This is a genomic window from Nocardia fodinahabitans (assembly GCF_052983615.1).
On record NZ_JBRJJC010000001.1, the window covers coordinates 5546503 to 5571373 of the forward strand.

General features: G+C 69.8%; 24 protein-coding genes and 1 pseudogene. 18 read left to right on the forward strand and 7 right to left on the reverse strand.

The genetic code is table 11. The features are described from left to right. The first annotated feature begins 20 nt into the window (after positions 1-20). Both NV348_RS26065 and NV348_RS26070 read left to right on the forward strand, forming a co-directional pair. Positions 21-564, forward strand: a pseudogene (locus NV348_RS26065) (DinB family protein). A gap of 201 nt (positions 565-765) precedes the next feature. Next, complete coding sequence (locus NV348_RS26070; RefSeq protein ID WP_218717366.1) at positions 766-993, forward strand: hypothetical protein; 228 nt, start codon at positions 766-768, stop codon at positions 991-993. Between the two features lie 90 nt (positions 994-1083). Here NV348_RS26070 and NV348_RS26075 read toward each other — a convergent pair whose 3' ends face one another. After that, positions 1084-1359: a hypothetical protein gene (locus tag NV348_RS26075; protein WP_447149197.1), complete on the reverse strand. Its 276-nt coding sequence runs from the start codon at positions 1357-1359 to the stop codon at positions 1084-1086. A gap of 1283 nt (positions 1360-2642) precedes the next feature. Next, entirely contained in the window at positions 2643-3044 is a 402-nt protein-coding gene (locus NV348_RS26080; RefSeq protein WP_447149198.1) for a hypothetical protein, read from the reverse strand. Positions 3045-3335: 291 nt separating this feature from the next. Here NV348_RS26080 and hrcA point away from each other — a divergent pair, with 291 nt between their 5' ends. The 9 genes from hrcA to NV348_RS26125 all read left to right on the forward strand — a co-directional run bounded on the left by hrcA (position 3336) and on the right by NV348_RS26125 (position 13808). Next, entirely contained in the window at positions 3336-4370 is a 1035-nt protein-coding gene (gene hrcA / locus NV348_RS26085; RefSeq protein WP_447149199.1) for a heat-inducible transcriptional repressor HrcA, read from the forward strand. A 131-nt stretch (positions 4371-4501) separates the two neighbouring features. Continuing rightward, positions 4502-5656, forward strand: a complete 1155-nt coding sequence (gene dnaJ / locus NV348_RS26090) for a molecular chaperone DnaJ (RefSeq protein ID WP_447149200.1) — start codon at positions 4502-4504, stop codon at positions 5654-5656. A gap of 4 nt (positions 5657-5660) precedes the next feature. After that, positions 5661-6401, forward strand: coding sequence for a 16S rRNA (uracil(1498)-N(3))-methyltransferase (locus NV348_RS26095; protein ID WP_447149201.1), 741 nt, complete (start codon positions 5661-5663; stop codon positions 6399-6401). Positions 6402-6610: 209 nt separating this feature from the next. Continuing rightward, positions 6611-7672 carry a PhoH family protein gene (locus NV348_RS26100; RefSeq protein WP_218717394.1) on the forward strand — a complete coding sequence of 354 codons (1062 nt, stop codon included), beginning with the start codon at positions 6611-6613 and terminating at the stop codon, positions 7670-7672. A 63-nt stretch (positions 7673-7735) separates the two neighbouring features. Further along, positions 7736-8290: an rRNA maturation RNase YbeY gene (gene ybeY, locus NV348_RS26105; RefSeq protein ID WP_447149202.1), complete on the forward strand. Its 555-nt coding sequence runs from the start codon at positions 7736-7738 to the stop codon at positions 8288-8290. After that, the gene (locus tag NV348_RS26110) at positions 8287-9660 is read left to right on the forward strand and encodes a hemolysin family protein (protein WP_447149203.1); all 1374 of its coding nucleotides are present in this window, start codon (positions 8287-8289) and stop codon (positions 9658-9660) included. The genes ybeY and NV348_RS26110 overlap by 4 nt, the downstream gene beginning before the upstream one ends. Continuing rightward, complete coding sequence (locus tag NV348_RS26115; RefSeq protein WP_447149204.1) at positions 9653-9988, forward strand: cytidine deaminase-like protein; 336 nt, start codon at positions 9653-9655, stop codon at positions 9986-9988. Before NV348_RS26110 ends, NV348_RS26115 begins: the two co-directional genes overlap by 8 nt. Then, on the forward strand, positions 9981-10886 hold the full coding sequence (gene era, locus NV348_RS26120; protein ID WP_447149205.1) for a GTPase Era: 906 nt from the start codon (positions 9981-9983) through the stop codon (positions 10884-10886). Before NV348_RS26115 ends, era begins: the two co-directional genes overlap by 8 nt. 90 nt (positions 10887-10976) lie before the next feature. Beyond that, positions 10977-13808 (forward strand): ABC transporter substrate-binding protein, encoded by a 2832-nt coding sequence (locus NV348_RS26125; RefSeq protein ID WP_447149206.1) that lies wholly within the window; start codon positions 10977-10979, stop codon positions 13806-13808. A 46-nt stretch (positions 13809-13854) separates the two neighbouring features. Here the strand turns inward: NV348_RS26125 and NV348_RS26130 are convergent, their stop codons facing one another. Then, complete coding sequence (locus tag NV348_RS26130) at positions 13855-14211, reverse strand: hypothetical protein (RefSeq protein ID WP_447149207.1); 357 nt, start codon at positions 14209-14211, stop codon at positions 13855-13857. Continuing rightward, positions 14208-15635 carry an amidase gene (locus tag NV348_RS26135; protein WP_447149208.1) on the reverse strand — a complete coding sequence of 476 codons (1428 nt, stop codon included), beginning with the start codon at positions 15633-15635 and terminating at the stop codon, positions 14208-14210. Before NV348_RS26135 ends, NV348_RS26130 begins: the two co-directional genes overlap by 4 nt. Before the next feature lie 151 nt (positions 15636-15786). On the opposite strand from NV348_RS26135, the gene NV348_RS26140 reads away from it, so the two are divergent. The 5 genes from NV348_RS26140 to NV348_RS26160 all read left to right on the forward strand — a co-directional run bounded on the left by NV348_RS26140 (position 15787) and on the right by NV348_RS26160 (position 19388). Beyond that, a complete protein-coding gene (locus tag NV348_RS26140; protein WP_447149209.1) occupies positions 15787-16653 on the forward strand; it encodes an alpha/beta fold hydrolase in 867 nt (288 codons plus the stop codon). Beyond that, entirely contained in the window at positions 16640-17242 is a 603-nt protein-coding gene (locus NV348_RS26145) for a TetR/AcrR family transcriptional regulator (RefSeq protein WP_447149210.1), read from the forward strand. The genes NV348_RS26140 and NV348_RS26145 overlap by 14 nt, the downstream gene beginning before the upstream one ends. A gap of 54 nt (positions 17243-17296) precedes the next feature. Next, positions 17297-18070: a DNA repair protein RecO gene (gene recO / locus NV348_RS26150; protein ID WP_447149211.1), complete on the forward strand. Its 774-nt coding sequence runs from the start codon at positions 17297-17299 to the stop codon at positions 18068-18070. Between the two features lie 77 nt (positions 18071-18147). Then, a complete protein-coding gene (locus NV348_RS26155) occupies positions 18148-18960 on the forward strand; it encodes an isoprenyl transferase (protein ID WP_447149212.1) in 813 nt (270 codons plus the stop codon). A gap of 74 nt (positions 18961-19034) precedes the next feature. Next, the gene (locus NV348_RS26160) at positions 19035-19388 is read left to right on the forward strand and encodes a YbjN domain-containing protein (protein WP_355279261.1); all 354 of its coding nucleotides are present in this window, start codon (positions 19035-19037) and stop codon (positions 19386-19388) included. A gap of 3 nt (positions 19389-19391) precedes the next feature. Here NV348_RS26160 and NV348_RS26165 read toward each other — a convergent pair whose 3' ends face one another. Together NV348_RS26165 and NV348_RS26170 are read right to left on the reverse strand one after the other, a co-directional pair. Beyond that, positions 19392-20144 (reverse strand): LGFP repeat-containing protein, encoded by a 753-nt coding sequence (locus NV348_RS26165; RefSeq protein ID WP_447149213.1) that lies wholly within the window; start codon positions 20142-20144, stop codon positions 19392-19394. Positions 20145-20251: 107 nt separating this feature from the next. Beyond that, positions 20252-20860: a TetR/AcrR family transcriptional regulator gene (locus NV348_RS26170; protein WP_447149214.1), complete on the reverse strand. Its 609-nt coding sequence runs from the start codon at positions 20858-20860 to the stop codon at positions 20252-20254. A gap of 103 nt (positions 20861-20963) precedes the next feature. Between NV348_RS26170 and NV348_RS26175 the strand changes: the two genes are divergently transcribed. Together NV348_RS26175 and NV348_RS26180 are read left to right on the forward strand one after the other, a co-directional pair. After that, positions 20964-21938 carry a hypothetical protein gene (locus NV348_RS26175; protein WP_447149215.1) on the forward strand — a complete coding sequence of 325 codons (975 nt, stop codon included), beginning with the start codon at positions 20964-20966 and terminating at the stop codon, positions 21936-21938. A 205-nt stretch (positions 21939-22143) separates the two neighbouring features. Next, the gene (locus NV348_RS26180) at positions 22144-23115 is read left to right on the forward strand and encodes a DUF1152 domain-containing protein (protein WP_447149216.1); all 972 of its coding nucleotides are present in this window, start codon (positions 22144-22146) and stop codon (positions 23113-23115) included. A gap of 108 nt (positions 23116-23223) precedes the next feature. On the opposite strand, the gene NV348_RS26185 is transcribed toward NV348_RS26180, so the two are convergent. After that, a complete protein-coding gene (locus tag NV348_RS26185) occupies positions 23224-24834 on the reverse strand; it encodes a GMC family oxidoreductase (protein ID WP_447149217.1) in 1611 nt (536 codons plus the stop codon). Positions 24835-24871 lie beyond the last annotated feature (37 nt).

Sequence of the window (24871 nt, forward strand, 5' to 3'; positions counted from 1 at the left end):
GCCCGGGCCGCCGTGGCACGATGCGCCGTGTGTCCCCCTCGCGGAATGAGCTGGTGCGCTGGCAGTTCGACCTGACCTGGTCGCTGTTCGAGTTCCACCTGGATCGGTTGTCGGCGGCGGACTTCCTCTGGGAGCCGGCCGAACTGTGCTGGACTCTGCGGCCGGGCGACACCGGCGGATGGGTCGCGGATTGGGCCGACATCGAACCCGATCCGATCCCGGTCCCGACGATCGCGTGGCTGAGCTGGCATATCGGCTGGTGGTGGAGCGTGGCCATCGACCATGTCGGCCGCCCGGCCACCGCGGCAGCGGACCGACATCGTCTGGCCAGGACCGGGAGCGCCGACGATCGCCTGGCTGCGTCGGTTGCGGACGGAGTGGATCGCGATCGTCGACGCGCTCGACGACGACGCGCTCGACGCGGCCTCGGCCTACCCCTGGCCCGCCGACGCCGGGCTGACGATCGCTCATCTGGTCTCCTGGGTCGATGCGGAACTGATGAAGAACGTGGCCGAGGTCGGCCAGCTGCGACTGCTGCGAGCGGCCCGGACTCAGGTCGCTTGACACCGCTTCGTGACCGGAATTCCGGGGTCGGCGAGTGTCGCAGGCGACATCGATGATCGCCCGGTCAGCGCGACGAGCAGACGTGATGCACACCTCAGCGCGGGCACCACGCACCGGGGTCGCGAAGCGCGGGTTTCGGTGGGTTCGGGGCCGAAGATAACGATTGGGGGCGTAGGCTTCGGCTCGATCCTAGGGAGCTATATGTCCACCGAACGGCACATCACCCTCGTCCACGAGCAGAGCGAATTCGCCGAGGCGCGCTCTGCGGAGAAGGCGGAGAACGCGCGGCAGTGCGCGGTCGCCGCCCGCACGGTCGCGTCACATTCCAATGACGCGGAAGATTGCGTATCGCTGCTGGCGATGCTCGGCCTGGATGCCCTCGCGGGCAAGCAGGTGGGCGCGGCCTCCACCGCCGCCGCCCGGAGCTGAATCGGACCGGACCGCCCCGTGTGGGCGGTCCGAACCGGCGGTCGATCGGCTCGGCCGCACGGGCGCGATGCGCTCGGCTCGCTGACACGGTCATGCCCGAGCCGAGGATGCGTGCTGCGCGTCCGGCCCGACGTCGTCCGCGCCACCGATCACGCCCCCGGTGACCGCTGGTCGCCGATTGCCGAGCAGCGCTTCGGTATTCGCCTGCGTGATCAGGTACTTCGGCAACCCACGTTCCGTTTCGCCGATCGGGGCCTGCGCGGGACCGAGTGGCCCGGCGTAGTGGAACAGCCGATCGAACATCGGGCTCGGCGCCGGGACGGTCGGCGGATTCGCGCCGATGACCGGACCCACCGCCCCGGGCACACTGCGTCCCGCATCCGGTCGAACGAGGGCGCCATTGTGCGCCGACCGGTAAGCCGTGCCACTGACCGACGGCCGATCGCCCGATGCTGTCGACGACACATCATTCGAGCCTGGTCGGTTGCCCCCTAGCTCGGTGAACGTGCGGCCGAGCGACGTCGTCGGCGCCTCGGTACCCGGCAGCGCGGGCGCCGCATGCGCTGTCTGCATCCCCGGACCACCGGGTGGAGGAAATCCCGGGCCACTGGGTGTGGCCGCGAGCGGTGCGTTGCTCACGCCCCCGCTCGATGACGACACCACCCCTGAACCAACCGCCGCTGACTCCACGTCCGACCCCGCGTCGCCGACCGATTCACGCGCAACCGAGTCCGCCACAACCATGCCGGAGGTGGCCGACTCGCCGATCGCCGCTGCGTCGTCCTCCGCCTCGATGGCACTCGGTGACGAGACCTGAAGCGGTTGGTCTCCAGTCGCGGCCGAGGAATCCCATGCGCCATTCGCCGCATCCCCCGAGGACGGTCCGTCATCGCCCCCCGTCGACAGTCGGTGGTCGCCGCTCGTCGACGGTGGGTGATCGCCTTCGGTCGATAGTTGGTGGTCGTCGCTCGTCGACCGTGTGTGATCGCGGTCGCCCGGAAGTTGGTGGTCGCCGCCCGTCGACAGTGCGTGATCGCCTTCGGCCGACAGCCGATGGTCGGTTCCCGCCGACAGCGCGTTCCCGCCGTCCGCACTCCCGACGAGTACCCGCCGTCGGCCCGGACCACCCCTGTGAATCAGCATGGGCAGCAACGGAATCCGGCCGTCGATCGCACCGAACGGCACCACATACCGCTCCCGCATCGCGGCTCGCGCGGATTCCTCCGCGTCCGCTGCCGCACGATGTGTCGCCGCCCCACTCGCCGGCGACATCGAGGGTTCCGCTTCGTTCGCGACCCGCTCCGGGATCGCGTACTTCGTCGCCACGATCGCCTCGGCTGCCGCCCGAACCAGGCCGGGAAGTTCCGCCAGCGCCGGCGTCAATTCCCGCGCTTGCGCCACATACGCGCTGACAGCGGCTCCGGCCGCCTCGGCTCCGATACCCGCCCATGCCGTCGCAAGCGTTTCCCGCATGGCGCGCTCGAAGGCGTCCAGTCCCGCAGCCCACCAGGCCGCGATCCGCTCGAACCGGTCCGCCTGGGCGGCCGCATCGGTCACCTCGAGCGACGTGAACGCCGCCACGATCTCCGCGTGACGCCAATTCCACGCGTTCTCACCGCTACCGGGAATCGCCGGCGGCTCGTACCCGGTCACGGCAGCGACTTCCCGGACGTCGGCTGTCCCGCATCGAATTCCACCGCCCTGAGTCGCCCGGCCCACTCGTCGTCGGTGCGCACCAACTCATCCCGCGCGGCCCGATACGCGCACCGGAGTTCGGCGACGACATCGGCATGGGCCGACAGCACCGCGGCGACGCTGTTCGCGCCGCCGTCCGCCTTGGCGCGAAGCCGGGCGACGACCGTCGCCGCCGAGATCAACCCGGCCTGGTCCTCACCCAGACCCCACCGCGTCTGCTCGCCGATCTCCCCGGCCAGCGCGATGAGCTGGCCGATCACCCCCAAGAACGCCGCACATCCCCGATCGAACCCGGCGAACTCCGCCGGTTTCAGCGCCACTCCCGTGGCCGCATCGCTGCCGTTCCGCCGCATCACAAGCCCCTCCCTGCCCGCCGTCGACACCCGAAAAATGCTGGTAAACAGCTGAATCAGTGCCGAACGTACGCCGCTGTCCGCAGCGGCGACAGCCCCCGCGCACCACCTGTGGACAAACCGCGGCCTGTGGACAACTCGGCTCCGTCGCGACCATGTGGGCGGGCGATCCGGGACCGGACAATTAGACTGGACAACGAGACGCTCCGAGCGTCCGCATGCGAGTCTGTGCGTCGAACACAGCGGCACACGCGGGCCGATGACGTACCCGGCACGAGCGAGGAGGTGGGGTCGATGGCGTCGAGCACCGAGGATCGGCGATTCGAGGTCCTGCGAGCGATCGTCGCGGACTACGTCGCCACCAAGGAACCGATCGGCTCCAAGTCGCTCGTGGAACGGCACCACCTGGGTGTTTCCAGTGCCACGATCCGCAACGACATGGCCGTGCTGGAGGCCGAGGGGTACATCACCCAGCCGCACACCAGCTCGGGCCGCATCCCCACCGACAAGGGGTATCGCGAGTTCGTCGACCGGATCGCCGAGGTGAAACCGCTCTCGGGCGCCGAGCGGCGCGCGATCATGGAGTTCCTCGAATCCGGTGTCGATCTCGACGACGTCCTGCGCCGCGGGGTGCGGCTGCTGGCCCAGCTCACCCGCCAGGTCGCGGTCGTGCAGTACCCCACGGTGTCGGCGTCGATCGTGCGCCACATCGAGGTCGTCGCGCTCAATCCGGCCCGCCTGCTGCTGGTGGTGATCACCGACACCGGCCGGGTCGATCAGCGCATCGTCGACCTCGGCGCCGTCATCTCCGACGACGATCTCGCAGCCGTGCGCGGCCTGCTCGGCAGCGCCATGGACGGCAAGCTGCTGTCGGTGGCCAGCGCCTCGGTGGCCGGCCTGCCGGAGCGCGCCCCCGACAAGATCAAGGACGTGCTCGTCCGGGTCTCCACGGTGCTGGTGGAGACCCTCGTGGAGCACCCGGAGGAGCGGCTCGTCCTCGGCGGCACGGCCAATCTCACCCGCAACGTCGCCGATTTCGGTTTCCCTGGCTCGCTGCGGACCGTGCTGGAAGCGCTCGAGGAACAGGTCATCGTGCTGAAACTGCTGGCCGCGGCACAGCAGCCGGGCCAGGTGATGGTGCAGATCGGCGAGGAGACCCAGGTAGAGCAGATGCGTGGCACCTCGGTGGTGTCCACCGGCTACGGCGCGGCGGGCGCGGTACTCGGCGGCATGGGTGTGCTCGGCCCCACCCGCATGGATTATCCGGGAACGATGGCTTCGGTGGCGACCGTCGCCCGCTACATCGGCGAGGTACTGGCCGAAAGGTGACGCGGGCCGGAATCGGCCCGACCCGCAACTGTTAAGGTCGATACTTCGGCCGGTAAAGTTGAGTGGATTCGACTTAAGGATGCGCCCGGCGCTCGGCTGGACCACAGCGACCAAGGACTAGAGAACTCACAGTGGCACGGGATTACTACGGACTGCTCGGCGTCGGCAAGAACGCCACCGACCAGGAGCTCAAGCGCGCTTACCGCAAACTGGCCCGCGAACTGCACCCCGACGTGAACCCGGACGAGGCCGCCCAGGCCAAGTTCAAGGAAGTATCGACCGCCTACGAGGTGCTGACCGATCCGGAGAAGCGCCGGATCGTCGACCTCGGTGGTGATCCGCTCGAAAGTGGCGGCGGCGGAGCCGGTTTCAACGGCGCGGGCTTCGGCGGTCTCGGCGACGTCTTCGAAGCGTTCTTCGGCGGCATGAGTGGCCAGGGTGGTGGCGCGCGCAAGCCGCGCGGCCGCGTCCAGCCCGGCGCCGACTCGCTGATCCGCACGCGGCTGAGCCTGGCCGAATGCGCGGTCGGCGTCACCAAGCACCTGACCGTCGACACCGCCATCCTCTGCGATATCTGTCAGGGCGCGGGCACCAACGGCAACTCCAAGCCGGTGCGCTGCGAGACCTGTGACGGCGCCGGTGAAGTGCAGTCGGTGCAGCGGTCCTTCCTGGGCCAGGTGCTCACCTCGCGCCCCTGCCCGACCTGCCGCGGCGCAGGCGAGACCATCCCCGATCCCTGCCACAAGTGTGGTGGCGACGGTCGTGTCCGCGCCCGCCGTGAGATCGCCGCGCCGATCCCGGCCGGTGTCGCCAACGGCATGCGCGTTCGGCTGGCCGCCCAAGGCGAGGTCGGTCCCGGTGGCGGCCACGCCGGTGACCTCTACGTCGAGGTCGTCGAGCAGCCGCACGACACCTTCGTCCGCGACGGCGACGACCTGCACTGCACCGTCCGGGTCCCGATGGTCGACGCGATCCTCGGCACCACGGTCGTGGTCGACACCATCCTCGACGGCCCGACCGAGCTCACCATCGCGGCGGGCACCCAGCCCGGCGAGGTCATCCAGCTGCGCGCTCACGGCATGCCCCGGCTGCGGTCGGGCGCCCGTGGCGACCTGCTGGCGCACCTCGACATCGTCGTGCCGACCAAGCTGGACGGGAAGCAGACCGATCTGCTGCGCAAGTTCAAGGGCATGCGCGACAAGGATCGCGCCGAGGTGATGTCGGCGCAGTCCGAGCACAACAGCGGCCTGTTCGCCCGGCTGCGCGCTTCCTTCAGCGGACGCTGAGGCCGTGGCCGCGACGGTCTTCTACCTCGACGAGGTGCCCGAACCGGGCGCCGTCGCCGTCCTGGACGGTCCGGAGGGTCGCCACGCGGCGACGGTGCGCCGGATCAAGGTCGGTGAGCCGATCACGCTGTCCGACGGACGCGGCGTGCTCGCCGAATCGGAAGTCGTCGCGGCCCAGAAGGACCGCCTCGAACTCGCGGTGCACCAGCGCCGGATCGCCGCGCCGGTGACCCCGCGGGTGACCGTGGTGCAGGCGCTGCCCAAGTCGGATCGGTCCGAGCTGGCCGTTGAGCTGATGACCGAGGCGGGCGCCGACGTCATCGTGCCGTGGCAGGCCGCGCGGTGCGTCTCGAACTGGGAAGCCAAGGCCGCCAAGGGCGTCGAGAAGTGGCGCGCCGCGGCCAGGTCCGCCGCGCGGCAGTCCCGGCGGGCCTACATTCCCGAGGTCGCCGACCTGCACCGCACCCGCGATCTGGTCGACCTGGTGCGGAAAGCCGCGGCGGACGGCGCGATCGTCGCCGCCCTGCACGAATCCGGCGCTGGCAAGTTCACCGAGTTGCCGCTGGCGCAGGCGCGCGAGGTCGTCCTGATCGTCGGGCCCGAGGGCGGCCTCGACGACACCGAACTGGCCGCGCTGGCCGAGGCGGGCGCCGCTACCGTGCTGCTCGGCCCGACCGTGCTGCGTACCTCCACGGCCGCCGCGGTGGCACTCGGTGCCCTCGGCGCGCTCACCCCGCGCTGGTAGATCACGGCTCTCAACGGCCGCCTCCCGCTCGTGACCTGCGATCACCGGTCGATCGCGGTTCGGCCGATCCCGCCGTTATATCGCTGGGCGGTGTCGGTGCCGCGCGTTAAACTGAGCTCATCGAACACACAGTCGAGACCGGAAGCAGGCCATAGCCACTTTTGAAGAACTCAGGCGAGATCGGCGACCCCACCAACCCCGTATCAGGCATCGGCGCAGGCGGAAACAACGCGGGTCCCGCGGCGCGAACAGTGCGTTCCAGCATCGAACTCGCCCCGGAGTCTGTTTTCCCCTTCCTCGGCTCGGCCGACCAGAATCTTCGTCAGCTGGAGAAACTGCTCCCGGCCGACATCCATGTGCGCGGTAACACCGTCACCATCACCGGTAAGGCCGGCGATGTGGCGCTGGCCGAGCGCGTCATCGAGCAGCTCGTGGCGCTGACCGGCCGGAATCGGGTGATCACTCCCGAAGCGGTCCGGCACACCGTCTCGATGCTCACCGAAGGCGTGTCCGAATCGCCCGCCGAGGTGCTGAGCCTGGACATCCTGTCGCGGCGCGGCAAGACCATCCGGCCCAAGACACTGAACCAGAAGCGCTACGTCGACGCGATCGACGCCAACACCATCGTGTTCGGCATCGGTCCCGCCGGTACCGGCAAGACCTACCTGGCGATGGCCAAGGCGGTGCAGGCTCTGCAGTCCAAGCAGGTCACCCGCATCATCCTGACCAGGCCCGCGGTCGAAGCCGGCGAGCGGCTGGGCTTCCTGCCCGGCACGCTCAACGACAAGATCGACCCGTATCTGCGGCCGCTCTACGACGCGCTGCACGACATGATGGACCCGGAAGCGATCCCCAAGCTGCTCGCCTCCGGCGTCATCGAGGTCGCGCCGCTGGCGTACATGCGTGGCCGCAGCCTCAACGACTCGTTCATCATCCTCGACGAGGCGCAGAACACCACGGCCGAGCAGATGAAGATGTTCCTGACCCGCCTCGGCTTCGGTTCGAAGATGGTGGTCACCGGTGACATCTCGCAGGTCGACCTGCCCAACGGGCAGCGCTCGGGGCTGCGGGCGGCGGCGGAGATCCTCGTCGACATCGACGACATCCACTTCTCGGAGCTCACCAGCGCCGATGTGGTGCGGCACCGGCTGGTCTCCGACATCGTCGACGCCTACGACCGGTTCGAGTCCGACACCCGCGCGGTCCCCGGCCCGCACTACCCGGGCAACCGGGCGCAGCGCCGTGCCGCCGGGCGTGCGAACCGGGGGTAACTCACGCCACGCTGGCCCGATGCCGCTCCCGGCGGCGTCGGGTCGGCACCGTACCCTGAACAGGTGAGCATCGAGATCGCCAACGAATCGGGCATGGACGTCCCCGAAGAAGACCTGGTCAGCGTCGCACGTTTCGTCATCGGCCGGATGGACGTGCATCCCGCCGCCGAGCTGTCGATGGTGCTCGTCGATCTCGACACCATGGCCGACCTGCACGTGCGCTGGATGGACCTGCCGGGCCCGACCGACGTGATGTCGTTCCCGATGGACGAGCTGGAGCCGGGCGGCCGCCCCGACAGCCCCGAGCCCGGCCCGTCGATGCTCGGCGACATCGTGCTGTGTCCCGAGTTCGCGATGGGTCAGGCGCAGAAGGTCGGCCACTCCCTCGACCACGAGCTGGCACTGCTCACCGTGCACGGCGTCCTCCACCTCCTCGGCTACGACCACGCCGAGCCCGAGGAGGAGAAGGAGATGTTCGCGCTGCAGGCCCAGCTGCTCGAGGAGTGGTACGTGAGCCTGCGCGAGGAACAGCGCCGCGCCGAACTGGCAGAGCGTGACGCCCAACTCCTCGGCAAGGCAGGTTTCACCGCACCGGGTGACACACTGGGCCCGGCGTGACCTCACTGACCCAGATCCTGCTGGCGATCCTGCTGATCGGGCTCGGCGGGGTATTCGCCGGGGTCGACTCGGCGTTGAACACGGTGTCGCGGGCCCGGCTCGACGACATGGTCCGCGAGGAACGGCCCGGCGCCGCACGACTGCGCAAGATCGTCGACGACCGCCCGCGGTACGTCAATCTCATGGTGCTGCTGCGCATTCTGTGCGAGATCACCGCCACCGTCCTGCTCGCCGCCGCGACCCTGGAGCTGTGGAGTGCGGGCACGGCACTGCTCGTGGCCGCCGCGGTCATGGTGGTCGTCTCCTATGTCGTGATCGGCGTCGGTCCGCGTACGCTCGGCCGCCAGCACGCCTATTCGATCGCGCTCGGCGCCGCGGTGCCGCTGCAGATCATCGGCGCGCTGCTGGGGCCGGTGAGCAGGCTGCTGATCCTGCTCGGCAACGCGATCACCCCGGGTAAGGGATTTCGCAACGGCCCCTTCGCCTCCGAGATCGAGCTGCGGGAAGTGGTCGACATGGCCCGCGAGCGCGGCGTGGTCGCCGACGACGAACGCCGGATGATCCAGTCGGTGTTCGAGCTCGGTGACACCGTCGCCCGCGCGGTGATGGTGCCGCGCACCGAGATGGTGTGGATCGAGGCCGACAAGACCGCGGCCCAGGCGATGTCGCTGGCGGTGCGGTCCGGGCACTCCCGGATCCCGGTGGTCGGCGAGAACGTCGACGACGTGCTCGGCGTGGTGTACCTGAAAGACCTTGTCCCGTACGCCGATCGCAGTCGCAAGGTGACCGTGCGCGAGGTCATGCGCCCCGCGGTGTTCATCCCCGACTCCAAGCCGCTCGACGATCTGCTCGACGAGATGCAGCGCCGCCGCAACCACATGGCGTTGCTGGTCGACGAGTACGGCGGCATCGCGGGCCTGGTGACCATCGAGGACGTGCTCGAGGAGATCGTCGGCGAGATCGCCGACGAGTACGACACCGACGAGACCCCGCCGGTGGAAGACCTGGGCGACGGCCGCTACCGGGTGTCGGCCCGGCTGTCGGTGGAGGACCTCGGCGAGCTGTACGGCCTCGACATCGAGGACGAGGACGTCGACACGGTCGGCGGACTGCTCGCCCACGAGCTGGGCCGCGTCCCGCTGCCCGGGTCGAAGGTGACCGTCTACGGCCTGGTCCTGCGCGGCGAGGGCGGCGCCGACGCGCGCGGGCGGATGCGGGTGAACACCGTGCTGGTGCGCCGCGATGCCGAGAAGGACAAGAAGGCCGAGAAGTCCCGCAAGGGCAAGACCAACGGCACCGAGCAGACCACCAACGGCACCGCGCCCGCGGAGGTCACCGTGCCCGACGACAACGGAGATACCGATGAGTGAACTGGACGCCGAAGACACCAAACTGCTGGTCCTGGCGCGGGGCGCGCTGGGCCGCACCGGCGGCGCGAGTGGCGCCGCCATCCGCGACACCGACGGCCGCACCTACGCCGCGGGCGAGGTCGCGCTGACCGCGCTGCGCCTGACCGCGCTGCAGGCCGCGGTGGCCGCCGCGATCTCCAGCGGTGCCGAGGGTTTCGAGGCGGCCGTCGTCGTCGGCGGTGACACCGAGGACGCGGGCATCGCCGCGGTGCGCGAGGTCTCGCCGTCGGCCGCGGTGATCCGCGCCGACCGCTCCGGCGCCGTGCTGAGCGAGGTGCACGGTGGCTGAGCAGGAATTCCGCTCCGGCTTCGTCTGTTTCGTCGGCCGCCCGAACACCGGCAAGTCGACGCTGACCAACGCCCTGGTCGGCACCAAGATCGCGATCACCTCCTCGCGCCCGCAGACCACCCGGCACACCATCCGCGGCATCGTGCATCGCGAGCACGCCCAGCTGATCCTGGTCGATACCCCCGGTCTGCATCGGCCGCGGACCCTGCTCGGTCAGCGCCTCAACGACCTCGTGCGCGACACCTACTCCGAGGTCGACGTGATCGCCCTGTGCATCCCGGCCGACGAGAAGATCGGCCCCGGTGACCGCTGGATCGTCGAGCAGATCAAGATGATGGCGCCCAAGACCACCGTGCTCGGCGTGGTCACCAAGATCGACAAGGTGAGCCGCGACCAGGTCGCCCACCAGTTGATGGCGGTCTCGAAGCTGCTCGGTCCCGAGGCCGAGGTCGTTCCGGTGTCGGCGGTCAAGGGCGAACAGGTCGAGGTGCTCGTCGACGTCATCGCCTCGAAGATGCCCGAGGGCCCGGCGTTCTACCCCGACGGGGAGATCACCGACGAGCCCGAGGAAACCCTGATGGCCGAGCTGATCCGCGAGGCTGCGCTCGAGGGCGTGCGCGACGAACTGCCGCACTCGCTGGCCGTGGTGATCGAGGAGATCCAGCCGTACGAGGCCAACGAGGACATGCTCGAGGTGCACGCCCTGCTGTATGTCGAACGGCCGAGCCAGAAGGCGATCGTCATCGGTAAGAACGGTGCCCGCCTCAAGGAGGTGGGTACCAACGCCCGCAAGCAGATCGAGCACATCCTGGGCACCCGGATCTACCTGAACCTGCACGTGAAGGTGGCCAAGGACTGGCAGCGCGACCCGAAACAGCTGGGGAAGCTGGGCTTTTGATCGTTTGAGCGTCGGCGGTACGGGGTATCGTTCGGCGAATACGCCGACAGTGTTCGGTGTGCTCGCTGATCGCCCGGGGAGGCCGTCGAAGTGCCCGATGCCAATGATGTCGGCAAGCTGCTGGAGTTGCTGCGGGCGCTGGAGATCCCCGACACCAAACCGCGGGTGCTGCGTACCTTGCTGCGCGGGCGCCGCACGCTGCCCCGGCCGATCGTCGAATTGGTCGGGGTGCAAGGGCATTCCGCACTGGTCGCCGACCTCTACAGCTGGCTCGGCGAATCGGGCGGCCGCCGGGCGACGCCGCGCGCCAAGATCGACCTGCACGCGCCGGATCTGCCGCGCACCGCGCTCACTCCCGACCTCACCGCGGTCAGCTCACAGGACGATCAGGAGATCGCCGGACATTGTCTGCCGATCATCCAGCAGCTCGTCGCCGGCTTCGCGGCCGACGACACCGCGATGGGCGCGATCAAGTTCCCGCGCTACCGCACGGCCGATTGGCTGACGCGCCAGCGGGTCACCAGCGACGAGTCCGAGGCGCCCGACGAATTGCGCCGCCGGCTGCCGAAACTACTGCGCAGCGGATCGCCGACGAGCCGCTCCGACACCGCGGAAGGCGTCGCGGGCGACACCATCTCGCGCGTGGTCTTCGGCGTGCTCGCGCTGTGGCCGGTGCTGCGCTTGTGGCTGTGGGTGTCCGGGCGCATTCCGGGCATGTCGAAGGTGACCAGGTGGTTCCTGCGTCAGCGCTACCTCGCGCCCGAATTGTCCGGCAGCTTCCTGGGTTTCGCCTCCCGTCTGACCGCCTCGCACCGGGTCGACGAGAACGAGGAGCAGGTCGCCAAGCTGCTGATCCACGCGTTCCTGGAGGATCTGCGCGACGCGTACCGGCGCCGGATCTGGCGGCCGTCGAGCTGGCGGCGCACCGCCTATCCGGTGGCGCTGCTCGGTGGCCTGGCCGAGGGCAGCGACGGTGCCCGGATCCTCACCTGGATCAACGAGATCAGGAACGAGACCGGCCATTTCGACCCGCTGGTGCTCGTCGCCTTCCGCGACGAGGGCCCGAACCGCGAGGTCGGCGAGCTCGGCGACATCGGTGAGCTGCGCACGCTGCGCACGCTGGAGAGCCTGGCCGACCAGCCGTCGCCGCAACCGCCGGACCCGCTGCAGAGCTGGGTGCGCGAGATCGACAACCGGCGCACCCACCGCCAGGCCGACGCCTGGTTCCTGCCGCTGCGCGCGCTGCTGCCCGCCGACACCCCGCCACGGATCAGTGACCCCCGCTTCCGCGGTCTCGCGCTGCCGCCGGCACCGCCGATGGCGGCGCGCAGCTGGTTCGTCGGCCTGTGCGTGCTCATCCCGATCGCGCTGGCCGTCGCCGCCGCGCTGGTCTACTTCCCGCCGCTGCGTGGCGCGCCGTGCTCGCAGTGGCCGTGGACCGGGGGCGTCTCGGTGAGCCTGCGCGACGGTGAGTGCGTCGGCTACAGCGACAACACCGCGCAGCTCTTCGCCGACGACCCCGAGCTGACGGCGATGCAGCGCGAGGTGTTCCGGCTCAACGAAGCGGCGGTCCAAGCCCGCGAGAGCAATCCCAACCGGCCGCTGGTCTCGCTGGTGTACTTCGCCGGTCTCAGCTACGCCGACACCAATGTGCGCTACCCGCACGCCCAGGTCGAGGAGCTGGCCGGGCTCGCGGTGCAGCAGCGCCGCGCCCTGCTGGCCTCCGACGAATCGGAACCGCTGCTGCGCATCGTCATCGCCAACGGCGGCTCGGACATGCGCCAGGCGAGCTGGGTGGTAGAGCATTCGCTGCGCGGCCTGGTGGCCGACGATCCCAGTGTGCTCGGCGTGGTCGGCATCGATCGCAGTACCGACGAGACCCGCACGGCGATCGCCCGGCTCGGTGAGCTGGGCGTGCCCGCGGTCGCGACGACTCTGTCCGCCGACGGCCTCGACCAGGCCTCGCCCCTGTATTTCCAAGCGGCGCCGAGCAATACCGTGCAGGCCAGGCTGATCGCCGATTACGTCCAGGGCGCGCGCGACACCAACGGCACCGCCCGCTACGACAAGGTGGCGATCTATCATCCGGAAGCGGCCGATGACCTGTACGTGACCACCCTGGTCGCCGATCTGAAGGCCGAGCTCACCACACGCGGTGTCGCCCAGCAGAGTCTGAGCTGGCGCGAACAGCAGCAGCTCTACCGGTTCCCCGCACCGTGCGAGACCGAGGGCGCCGACCGGCGCACCCTGCTGTTCTTCGCGGGCCGCAACGACGATTTCCCCACCTTCGCCAAAGCGGTCAGTCGCGGTTGTCTCAGCGGCGCGGGCCCGGCGATCCTCGGCAACGACGCGGTCACCCGGCTGATCACCGACCCCAGGGCCACCGCCGCGCTGCCCGCCAACCTGACGGTGCGTTATGTGGCCAAGGCCGCGCCGGTGATGCTCGGCGGCGCCGACTGTGTCGGTGGCGTGGGCAAACTCGGCGATCAGCCGGTGCCGTTCGAACACGAGCAGCTGTGCGTCGAACTGGCCGGACTGATCGAGGACCTGCGCGGCTACCCGGAACTGGCCGACTACCGCCCGACCTGGGCGGGCGACCGCACCGGTCTCGCGTTCGACGTCAGCGGGCTGTTCCTGCAGGCCGTGCGCGCCAGCCGCGGTGTGCTCGCCGACCTGCCGCCGAACCGCACCGCGATCGCGGTGCAGCTGCGCGAGAGCGACTATCGCGGCGTCACCGGCACCCTGGGCTTCTCGACGCGCCGGGTCGCCGACGGCTCGTCGATCGCGGTGCTGGTCACCACCGCGGTCGGTGGCCCCGGCCCGCAACGCTGCCTGATGATGTTCCCGCGCCAGACCGGTCAGCACGGCTGCCCGGCGGGGACGAAGAGCGATCTCGAGGGCTGGGCCGAACCAGCGCGGTAGTGCGGTAATGCCGGAATTACCGGACCGCGCCACCGGATTCGTGCTGTTACAGTCGCTCGAACATGACCTCCGGGTGGGGACCGGCTTCAGCGGCGACCGATTCGGAACGCTGCCGGAAGGGGCCCGGCAGCACTGTGACCGTGGCGACGACGCCACCGGCCGGCCCGCCGTGCGCTATGCCCGCCGAGTGCTGCACGGGCGCTAGGCTGCGCGTCATTCGCGCCTGGGCGCGATCAAGGTTCTGAGCGAAGCCCACAGCGGTGCAACGGAATTCCGGGCCATGTTCATCCGGGAGGCCGAACTGGCGGCCCGGATCGATCACCCGAACGTGGTGGCTGTGCACGATCGCGGCCTCGTCGACGGCGCGCTGTGGATCGCGATGCAGTACATCGCTGTGATTCACCACCACGGCGTGGGTCGCGCCCGCTCCCAGCGCAATTCTTGTTCCAGCTGCGCGGCCAGCGAGATCAGGGTCGGCTCGGTATCGGCGGTGCCCATCAGCTGTGCGCCGATCGGCAGCCCGGCATCGGTGAAGCCGGCGGGGACGTTCACGCTCGGCCAGCCGAGGACGTTCCACGGCCAGGTGTAGGGACAGGCGGCGGTGATCAGACTGTTGGTCGCGCCGACGCCGATGCCGTCGATCTCCTCGGCGTGCGGGGGCGGGGTGGCGGTGGTCGGGGCGAGGACCAGGTCGTAGTCATCGAAGAACGCGCCGATCCGCTTGTGCAGCAACGGTTCCGCGCGGCGGGCGGCCGCGAGCACGGGACCGCCGAGCACCCCGCCCACCCGGGCGTTGGCCGTGGTGCGCGGGTCGACGATCGCCTCCGGCATCGCCCGGCGCACGCGCGTGATCCCCGCCATCGAGCGCGGCAGGAACGACGCGCCGATCATCAGCCCGTAGTGCAGGTCGGCCACGGTGACCGTGTGCCCGAGACCGCGCAGCGTCCGCGCCAGCGCGTGGACGGCGGCCGCGATCTGCGGGTCCAGCGCGGTCTTGGTCGCGGTGAACGGAATCCGCAGGGAGAGCGCGATCCTGAGCTTGCCGGGATCGCGCCCGACGGCGGCGCTCGCGTCGATCGGCGCCGGGGTGTGCAGGTCACCGTGGTGCGGCCCGGCGGCGACATCGAGCAGCAGCGCGGCATCGCGGACGGTGCGCGCCAGCGGTCCGTTGACGGTGAGCCCGTAGAACGCCTCGGCGTGCGGCCAGGTGGAGATGCGGCCGCGCTGCGGTTTGATCCCGACCAGGTTGTTCCACGACGCCGGGATGCGCACCGAGCCCGCACCGTCGGAACCCAGTGCGGCGGGCACCAATCCGGCAGCCACCGCTGCGGCGGAACCGCCCGAGGAACCGCCGGGGGTGCGCGCGCGATCCCACGGATTGCGGGTGTGGCCGAAGGCGTCGCCGCTGGTGAACGGGAGCTGGCCCAGCTCACAGGTATTGGCCTTGCCCACGATCACCGCACCGGCGGCGCGCAGCCTGCGCACCGATTCGGCGTCCTCGGACTTCGACGTGAACTCGCCGCCGCAGCCGAAGGCGGTGATCTCCCCGGCGATGTCGGTGTCGTCCTTGACCGCGATCGGCACGCCGAGCAGCGGCAGCCGCGCGCCGGCGGCCAGGCGCGCGTCGGCGTCGGCGGCTTCCCGCAGCGCGGCCTCGCGGCGGACGACGCGGAAGGCGTTGAGCGTCGGCTGCGAGGCCTCGATCCGGTCGAGCGCCTCGGTCACGGCCGCGACGGAGGAGACGCTGCCGTCGGCGATCGCGGCGGACATTTCGGAAAGGCCGAGGTCGGCTGAGGGCTTCGGCGCGAGGCGGTCGGGCGCGGACATGTGAGCTCCGTCTCTGCAGTGCGTGTGCTCGACCGTAGCGCGATAACTGGTCACCCGTCCACATCCCCTAGGGTGAGTATCCGGCTGTAGACATACATACCGTATGTATGTAACAGTGGATGGGCCCAGCATTCGACCAGGGGAGGACCCCATGGGAATCAGCTCAGCACTCGGCCCGGCGCACGAGATCGCCCTGTCGTCCGGCCGCCTCCGCTATCACGACACCGGCACCGGATCGCCGGTCGTCTTCGTGCACGGCCTGCTCGTCAACGCGGACCTCTGGCGCGGGGTGGTCCCCGGCCTGGTCGCCGCCGGACATCGCTGTCTCACTCCCGACTGGCCGCTCGGATCGCACTCGATCCCGCTGCCCGACGCCGACCTCACGCCCACCGGCATCGCGGACCTCATCGCCGAGTTCCTCGACGCGCTCGACCTGACCGACGTCACCGTCGTCGCGAACGACACCGGCGGCGCGCTCACCCAGATCCTGATGACCCGCAGGCCGGAACGGATCGGCCGGGTCGTGCTGGCCGCCGTCGACTGCTTCGAGGTCTTCCCGCCGCGGCCGTTCGCGAGTCTGCTGAAGGTGGCGAAACTGCCCGGCGCCATCGCCCCGCTGCTGGCGCCGATCCGGTGGAAGCCCATGCAGCGGCTGCCGCTGGCCTTCGGCTGGGTGACCAAACATCATCTGCCGCAAGAGATCGCGGAGTCCTACCTGGGTCCGGCCCGGCGCAGCGCCGCGATCCGCGCCGACCTGCGCCGCTTCGCCGCGGGTGTGGACAACCGGGTCACCCTGGCGGCCGCCGAGCGCTTCGCCGAGGTCGACTTCCCGGTGCTCGTGGTGTGGTCCACCGAGGATCGGCTGTTCCCGATGACGCTGGCGCAGCGGCTCGTCACCGCCCTGCCGAAGGCGAGCCTGCGCACCGTCGAGGACTCCTACACCTTCCTGCCCGAGGACCGGCCGGAGTTGCTCGCCGAACTGATCGTGGAGTTCACTCGGCTGCATGCAGCGCCGTAGTCAGGAGGATCGCTCCCGCACCACCCGAGCCGCGCTCGAGCGGGCAGGTCGCAGCCTGTTCGCCGAGCGCGGCTTCGCCGCGACGTCGGCCGAACAGCTGGTCGCCGCCGCCGGCGTCACCCGCGGTGCCCTGCACCACCACTACGGCGACAAGCGCGGGCTGTTCCTCGCCGTGCTCGAACAGGTCGAGACCGAAGCCACCGCGGAGATCGCGGGCGCGGTCGCCGCCGTCGACCCCGACGATGTCCTCGCGGGCATGACCGCGGGCCTGGCCTGCTTCCTCGATCTCTGTGGCCGCCCGGAAATGCTGCGCATCGTCCTGATGGACGCCCCCACCGTGCTCGGCTGGCCCGCCTTCCGCGAATTCGAAGCCCGGCACGGCCTCGGCCTGATCACCGGCGAACTGCAACGCGCCGTCGACTCCGGTCTGGTCCCGGCCGTCCCGGTCCCGGTGCTCGCGCAACTGCTGCTCAGCGCCATCACCGAAGCCTCGCTCATCGTCGCCCACGCGACCGACCCCGAGCGCGCCCGCGCCGAGACCCAGCAGTCCCTGCTGTTGCTCATCGCCGGTCTGCTCCGGCGGGACTGACCGGCCCGCCGTGTCCGTGGTGGCGGTGTCGGGTCGACGTGGAAGACTGAGGCCGTGCGGTTGTATCGAGATGAGGCGGTGGTGGTCCGTCAGCACAAGCTGGGCGAGGCCGATCGCATCGTCACGCTGCTGACCAGGCAACACGGTCTGGTGCGCGCGGTCGCCAAGGGGGTGCGGCGCACCAAGTCGAAGTTCGGGGCGCGGCTGGAGCCGTTCGCCTACATCGACGTGCAGCTGCATCCGGGCCGCACGCTCGACATCGTCACCCAGGTGACCACGGTCGAGGCGTTCGCCGCCGACATCATCGACGACTACGGCCGCTACACCACCGCCTGCGCGATCCTCGAGACCGCCGAACGTCTCGCGGGCGAGGAACGCGCGCCCGCGCCGAAACTGCACGCGCTCACCGCGAGCGCCCTGCGCGCCATCGCCGCCAAGCAGCGACCGCACGAACTCATCCTCGATGCCTATCTGTTGCGCGCCATGGGTTTCGCGGGCTGGGCACCCGCGCTCGACGAATGCGCCCGCTGTGCGACGCCGGGCCCGCATCGCGCGTTCCACGTCGCGGTGGGCGGCGCGGTCTGCGTGCACTGCAGGCCGCCGGGCGCGAGCACCCCGGCCGCGGGCGTCCTCGACCTGCTCGTCGCCCTGCTGAAGGGGGAGTGGGACTCCATCGCCGGTGTTCCCGACAACATCCGCCGTCAGGCCAGCGGACTCGTCGCCGCCCACCTGCAGTGGCATCTGGAACGGCAGCTGCGCACGCTGCCGCTGATCGAGCGAAGCCGGGATGCGGGCGAGTACCGCCCGGTCGCGGGAAACGTCAGCTGATCGAACGCTCCCGCCGACAGCCCTCGATCCGTGCCATCCGCGGAGCCCGTGCGGGCCGTACTCGACGATCAGGCAGGATGGATGCCGTGATCCTGCGTCGTGACTCCTCCACCGCGAGCAAGCCCGCCCGCACCGTGCGCCCGCCGTCTGCGCATCCCTCCGGTGCGCGTCCGCCCGCGATCCCGCCGGAGCTGGTCCCCAACCATGTCGCGCTGGTGATGGACGGCAACGGCCGCTGGGCGCAGGAGCGTGGCCTGCCGCGCACCGCCGGTCACGAACGCGGCGAGGCCGTGCTGATGGACTCCGTCGAAGGCTGTATCGAGATCGGCGTCAAGTGGCTGTCGGCCTACGCCTTCTCCACCGAGAACTGGCGGCGCAGCCCCGACGAGGTGCGCTTCCTGATGGGCTTCAACCGTGACGTGATCCGCCGCCGCCGCGACGAGATGCACGAGATGGGCGTGCGCGTGCGCTGGGCCGGTCGCCGACCGCGGCTGTGGCGCAGCGTGATCAAGGAGCTCGAGATCGCCGAGAAACTCACCGAGGACAACGACGTGATGACGCTGACCATGTGCGTCAACTACGGCGGCCGCGCCGAGATCGCCGACGCCGCACGCGAAATCGCGCGCCGGGTGGCGGCGGGGGAGATCGATCCGGAGAAGGTCGACGAGGCGACCGTCGCCCGGTACCTCGACGAACCCGATATGCCCGACGTCGACCTGTTCCTGCGACCGTCCGGCGAGTTCCGCAGCTCGAACTTCCTCATCTGGCAGGCCGCGTACGCCGAATTCGTCTACCAGGACACGCTTTTCCCCGATTTCGACCGGCGTAACCTGTGGGACGCGTGCTTGGAATACGCCAAGCGCGATCGTCGCTTCGGCGGCACCAAATGAGCGACGGAGCCGAGATGGACGCGGTGGTCACACCCGAACTGGACCTGCAGGCGCGCACCGGCGCCTGCCTGCAGATGCAGGACATCGATATCCGCGTCGACGCCGACGGCTCGCTCGGTTTCGAATACGACGGCGCGCTGTGCTCGATCCGCGCCGTCACCCTGGCGCCCGGGCTCACCGTGCTGTCGCTGACCAGCGTGCTGGCCTGGGATCGGCCGCTGAAGCCGCAGCTGCACAAGCGCGTCGCCGAGCGCAACAACGAGATCCAGTTCGGCTCGGTCACCCTGATCGGGCGCGGCAAACTGGGCGATGTCATCCTGCGCTACACGTTCCCGGCCGAGGGCCTCGACGATCAGGCCCTCACCACCATGCTCCTGCTCACGCTGACCGGCGCGAGCAGGGCCAGGCAGGGCCTGCTCGCGCCGTAGGCGTCAGTTCGAGGGCTTCCAGGTGATCTTGCCGCCCTGGAAATCCTGGGCCTTGCCGCCCTGGTAGTCGTATTCGTCGCTGGTCGGGTAGCCGTAGCGGCCGCCCTCGGAGCCCGCGCGGATCCAGTCGGCCTGGATGCTGCCCCACACCGCGTGCGCGCCGGTCGACGAGGACCAGTAGATGGCGCCGGTCGGGAACATCGAGAACTGGCCGTCGCCCTTGCCCGCCTTGGAGACGTCGCTGAGCGGGAAGCCCAGCGGGCTCGACTCCCAGCCGAGCGCGGCCCACTTGTCCCGGATCGGGCCGCTGATCTGGTGTGCGCCGGTGCCGACGGACCAGTAGATCGAGCCCTTCTGAAAGTGGTTGTAGCGGCCTGCGCCCCCGGGCGTGGACTCTTCGCGGGTGACCGGGTAGCCGAGCTTGCCCGACTCGTTGCCCAGCTCGGCGAACTTGTCGCGGATCTGCCCGGCGACGGTGTTGGCGTTGGTGTCGGGGTGCCAGTAGATCGCCGCGTTGTTGGCGAAGGTCTGGTACTTGCCGCCGGCCGCGGCGTCGGATTCGGGGGAGGTGGGGTCACCGAGCGCGCCGCCGCCGGCCTGGTCGTATTCGATCTCGATCGCGCCGCCCACCTCGAATCCGCCGATCATGCGTGCCTGCGCGGTGCCTGCCACGGCCACGGGCAGCACGGCCGCCACGGTCGCGGTCGCGAGGGCGGCGATGCCGCGTGATCGAAGGGTTCGTCGGTGCAACGCCACAGGAAACTCCCTGGTCTGATCGATTGTCGGCGGTTCGGTGGCCCCACGACCCCACCTGTGCCGCACCCGAACCTACCCGTTCCCCGGCATCGGTAACAGTGAGCTTTCTAACGGTCCCCGGCCGGGGCGACGGGCAGTAGCACCGCCACGCCTCTGGCTATCTCGTCCGGGTCGACATCGCCGAGCAGCAGATGCTGCAGGATGAACCCGGGCAGCAGCCCGATGATCGTCTTGGCCAGGGCGTCGATATCGGCGTCGGCCGGAATCCAGCCGAGCTCGCGCATCCGCAGGATGTATTCGAGCCACAGATCCCGCATGGCGGCGATGCCCTCACGCACCGGCACGCCCGCTTCCGGCTGCACGATCGCCAGCGCCCAGGCCTGCGGCGCCAGGCGCAACGGCCCGTCCGGACCGCTGCGCTTGATCACCTCGGTGGTCAGCAGCCGGACGACCTCCGCGGGCACCGGCGGCGTCTCGGCGCGGATGACCTCGGCCAGCCGCTCCCGCAACGGCACCATGGTCTGCATCACCAGAGCGGCGATGATCTCGTTCTTGCTGGTGAAGTACCGGTAGACGGCTCCCGCCGACAACCCGGCCTCGGCGAACACGTCCTGCATCGAGGTCTCGTGGAAGCCCTTCCTGGCGAAGCAGAGCTGCGCGGCGTCGAGGATCTGCTGCCTGCGACGTTCGAGGTGTTCTTCGCTGACTCGGGGCATGACTCAAAATAAAACGAATATCCGTTCTTGACAAGCGAGGGTGGCCGATGCCACCGTTGAACCACCAAAAAGAACGAACATTCGCTTTAAGGGGAGAACCGCCATGACGATCACCCGACGAGCAGTCGCGCTCGGTCTCGCGGCCACCGCGCTGCAGGCTCTGCTCCTGATCGCCTTCGCCTGGCCCGCCGTCAACCTCGCTCCGCGCGACCTGCCCATCGCCGTCACCGGCCCGCAGGCCACGCAGGTCACCCAGCAACTGCAGCAGCGCAGTCCCGACGCCTTCGAGATCACCACCCTGGCCGACGGCGGTGCCGCTCGCGCCGCGCTCACCGACAACGAGATCTACGGCGCCATCGTCACCGGCGAGGGCGCGCCGCAGGTCCTGGTCGCCTCGGCCGCCTCACCCGCGGTCGCCCAGCAGCTCACCGCCCTGGCCCAGCAGCTCAGCGGCGCCCCCGCCGCGCCGGTTCAGGATGTCGTCGCCACCGATCCCGACGACCCGCGCGGTGCCGGCTTCGGCTCGATGGTCCTGCCCCTGGTCATGTCCGGGATCGCCGCGGGTGTCCTGCTCACCCTGCTGATCCCCGGTTTCGCGGGCCGCCTCGTCGGCCTGCTCACCTTCGCCGTCGCCGGTGGCCTGCTCAGCACCCTGGTCTTCCACAGCTGGCTCTCGATCGTCCCCGGCTCCTACCTGGAACTCGCCGCGATCGCAGGCCTGGCCGCCTTCGCCGTCGCCACCACCATCGTCGGCCTCGCCGCCGCGATCGGCCGCCCCGGCATCGGCCTCGGCGCCCTGACCATGCTCCTCATCGGCAACCCGTTCTCCGCCGCCACCTCCGCCCCCGAACTCCTCCCGCAGCCCTGGGGCACCATCGGCCAGCTGTGCCCACCCGGCGCGGCCGCATCACTGCTCCGCTCGGTCGCCTACTTCGACGGCGCGGGCGCACTGGCGCCCCTCGCCGTCCTGCTCGCCTGGTCGGCGGCCGGTCTGGCCCTGCTCGGCCTCGGCGCACTGCGCGCTCGCCCCTCGACCACTCCGGAGGTCACCCCGGCATCGACCGCCGTTCCCGCCTGACGTCCCTCCGAAGATGCTCCGCACGAACAACTTTCGTGCGGAGCATCGCCACGTGCCCGCCCAGTCGTTCGGATCTACCGTCGCGCAGGTCATTCCAGCCGTGGCACGCCCGGACCCGCTTCGCTACGGTGACAATGATCGGCGTCCGAGGGGGAGACATGCGCGAAGTCGGGTACGTCCCGATCGATACCGATCGGCCCATACGATGACTCACCGCTCAGCCTCCCTGCTCGATTCCTCGGTGCTGTTCCCGCTGGGTGACTCCGAGCGAGTCCTGATCGCGGGCGCGGGCGGCGGCTTCGACTTCCTCAGCGGCCTGCCGATCGCCTTCGCCCTCCAGGAACGCGGCAAGACCGTCTTCCTGGCGAACCTCACCTTCACCGCCGCCACCCGCACCACGGCGAAACCCGTCGCTCCCGGGGTATTCGAAGTCCACGCCGACACCGAAGGCCAGCTGCACTACTTCCCCGAGAAGCACGTCGCCACCTGGCTGGCCGACCACGGCTACTCCGACACCGTCTACCTGATCCGCAAAGGCGGACCGGCCGCGGTGCGCGCCGCCTACGAATGGCTGGCCCGCGAACTACGCCTGGACAGCGTCGTCCTTGTCGACGGCGGCACCGACCTTCTGATGACCGGCGACGAAGCCGGCCTCGGCACCCCGGTGGAAGACGTCACGAGCCTGCTCGCCGCCGCCGCCCTCGACGTCCCCGTCAAACTCGCCGTCTGCGTCGGCTTCGGCAACGACACCTACCACGGCGTCTGCCACGCCCATTTCCTCGAAAACGTCGCCGCACTCGCCAAACTCGGCGCCTATCACGGCGTCTTCGCCCTCACCCCCGGCACACCCGCCGTCGACGCCTGGCTCGACGCCGTCGCCTGGGTCCAGCGCCATACCCCCGGCCGCGAGAGCATCGTCAGCGCCTCCATTGCCGATGCCGCCCGCGGCGAATTCGGCAACCACCACTCCCTGGACCGCACCCGCACCAAGAACGCCGCCCTCTTCATCAACCCCCTGATGTCGATGGCCTGGGGCTTCGACCTGGACACCGTCGCCAACCAGGTCCGCTACACCGACCACATCGCCCACGCCGCCACCCCTTTCGAGGTCTCCGCCGCCATCGAAGCCTTCCGAACCACCATCCCCCTCCGCCCCTGGCGCGACATCCCCGTCTGACACCGAGTGACGTGCGACCGACCTCGGCCCCGGCCCGCGGCACCCGAATCGGGCGGCATTGCCTGGTCGAGGTGATCGCCATCGACTGGCGAGGTGCGAGCGCTGGACTCAGCCGTTGAGGATCAGGTCTGCGCATTTTTCGCCGATCATGATGGTGGGCGCGTTGGTGTTGCCACCGGTCACGCTCGGCATGATCGACGCGTCGGCGACTCGGAGGCCGTCGATTCCGCGTACTCGGAGTTGCGGGTCCACGACGGCGCGTTCGTCGGCACCCATGCGGACCGAGCCGACGGGGTGGTAGACGGTGTGGATGCGGTTGGGTAGTTCTTCGCGCATCGCTGCTTCGTCGGTGAAGGGTGCGCCGGGGACGATTTCGCCCTCGTTGTCGCCGGTTCCCGCCATGATCTCGCGGACCATGGCGATGCCCTCGAGCAGCACCTCGGTGTCCCTGGGGGCTGTGAGATATCCCGGATCGATGAGTGGTGCGGCCGTCGGATCCGCTGAGGCCAATCGGACGGTGCCCCGGCTCTCCGGATAGATGAGCGCCGGGAAGACGCTTTGGCCCGGCTTCTTCGTGGCCGGAACGACGCGCTGGTCGGAGTCCTGATTCGGCGACGGATACACCCAGTAGAGGCTGAGCAGTTGCAGGTCGGGGATCTCGCGCGCATGCGAGGTGCGCACGAATGCGACGGATTCGAAGGAGGAACCGGCCGCCCAGGACGATCCCGGGCGAAACCGTTCCGCCGCCAGTCCACGCATGAAGTACGGAGCCGTCGGCTTGCGCAATGCCGAGTTCATCTTGAAGGAGAGAGGGACGAAGAGGTGGTCGTGCAGGTTGTCGCCCACCGGCAGATCCGCGATGACGGCGATGCCGTGCTCTTTCAGGTGCGCGGCCGGCCCGATTCCGGACAATTGCAGAATCCGGGGCGACCCGAATGTGCCCGCCGACACGACGACCTCGCGCGACGCTCCGATCACCTGCGTGCCGCCGTCGACCAGGACCTCCACGCCCGTCGCACGGGAGCCTTCGATGACGACCTTCGTCACGGTCGCGTCCGTGAGCACGGTGAGATTGGGCAACGGATCTTGGTGCAGGTAGCCCTTGGACGCGGAGTACCGCAGACCGTTCGAGGCGCTCTGCTGAAAGACCGCGACGCCTTCCTGGCTCGCACCGTTGTAGTCGTCGAGCTCCGGCACACCCAGGCGGGTCACGGTGGCGTCCATGAACGCGCGCGCCGCGTCGGTGATCGTGTGCTGGCGCGTGACCTTGATCGGACCGCCGGACCCGCGCAGATCGCTCGCGCCGCCCTCCCAGTCCTCCATCCGCTTGAAGTACGGCAGGACGTCCTCGTAGGCCCACCCCTGACAGCCCTCGGCGGCCCAGTCGTCGAAGTTCTTCCGGTTACCCCGGACGAAGAGCATCCCGTTGACCGAGCTCGATCCGCCGAGTATCCGGCCGTGCGTCATGGGAATCCGGCGGTCGAGCGCATGGCGCTGCGGTGTCGACTTGTCGCCCCAGTCGAACAGTCTCTTCAGCTGCGGCGTCGAATGGATGACGTTGATCGCGCCCGGAATCCGGAACAGCATCTGGGCCCAGCCCGTGTTGTCCGCGCCACCCGCTTCGAGCAGCGCCACGGACGCACCGCTGTCGGCGAGCCTGCGCGCGACCGCGCAGCCCGCGCTCCCCGCGCCCACAACGACGTAGTCGGCCTCGGTCACAATGTTCTCCGGTCTGGAGTCGACCCGAACGACCCCA

Bases quoted from the DNA above. Each gene is read 5' to 3' on its own strand.
- NV348_RS26070 (WP_218717366.1), top strand. From the start codon at position 766: ATGTCCACCGAACGGCACATCACCCTCGTCCACGAGCAGAGCGAATTC.
- hrcA (WP_447149199.1), top strand. From the start codon at position 3,336: ATGGCGTCGAGCACCGAGGATCGGCGATTCGAGGTCCTGCGAGCGATC.
- NV348_RS26115 (WP_447149204.1), top strand. From the start codon at position 9,653: ATGAGTGAACTGGACGCCGAAGACACCAAACTGCTGGTCCTGGCGCGG.
- NV348_RS26135 (WP_447149208.1), bottom strand. From the start codon at position 15,635: ATGTCCGCGCCCGACCGCCTCGCGCCGAAGCCCTCAGCCGACCTCGGC.
- NV348_RS26140 (WP_447149209.1), top strand. From the start codon at position 15,787: ATGGGAATCAGCTCAGCACTCGGCCCGGCGCACGAGATCGCCCTGTCG.
- NV348_RS26145 (WP_447149210.1), top strand. From the start codon at position 16,640: ATGCAGCGCCGTAGTCAGGAGGATCGCTCCCGCACCACCCGAGCCGCG.
- NV348_RS26155 (WP_447149212.1), top strand. From the start codon at position 18,148: ATGGATGCCGTGATCCTGCGTCGTGACTCCTCCACCGCGAGCAAGCCC.
- NV348_RS26160 (WP_355279261.1), top strand. From the start codon at position 19,035: ATGCAGGACATCGATATCCGCGTCGACGCCGACGGCTCGCTCGGTTTC.
- NV348_RS26170 (WP_447149214.1), bottom strand. From the start codon at position 20,860: ATGCCCCGAGTCAGCGAAGAACACCTCGAACGTCGCAGGCAGCAGATC.
- NV348_RS26175 (WP_447149215.1), top strand. From the start codon at position 20,964: ATGACGATCACCCGACGAGCAGTCGCGCTCGGTCTCGCGGCCACCGCG.
- NV348_RS26180 (WP_447149216.1), top strand. From the start codon at position 22,144: ATGACTCACCGCTCAGCCTCCCTGCTCGATTCCTCGGTGCTGTTCCCG.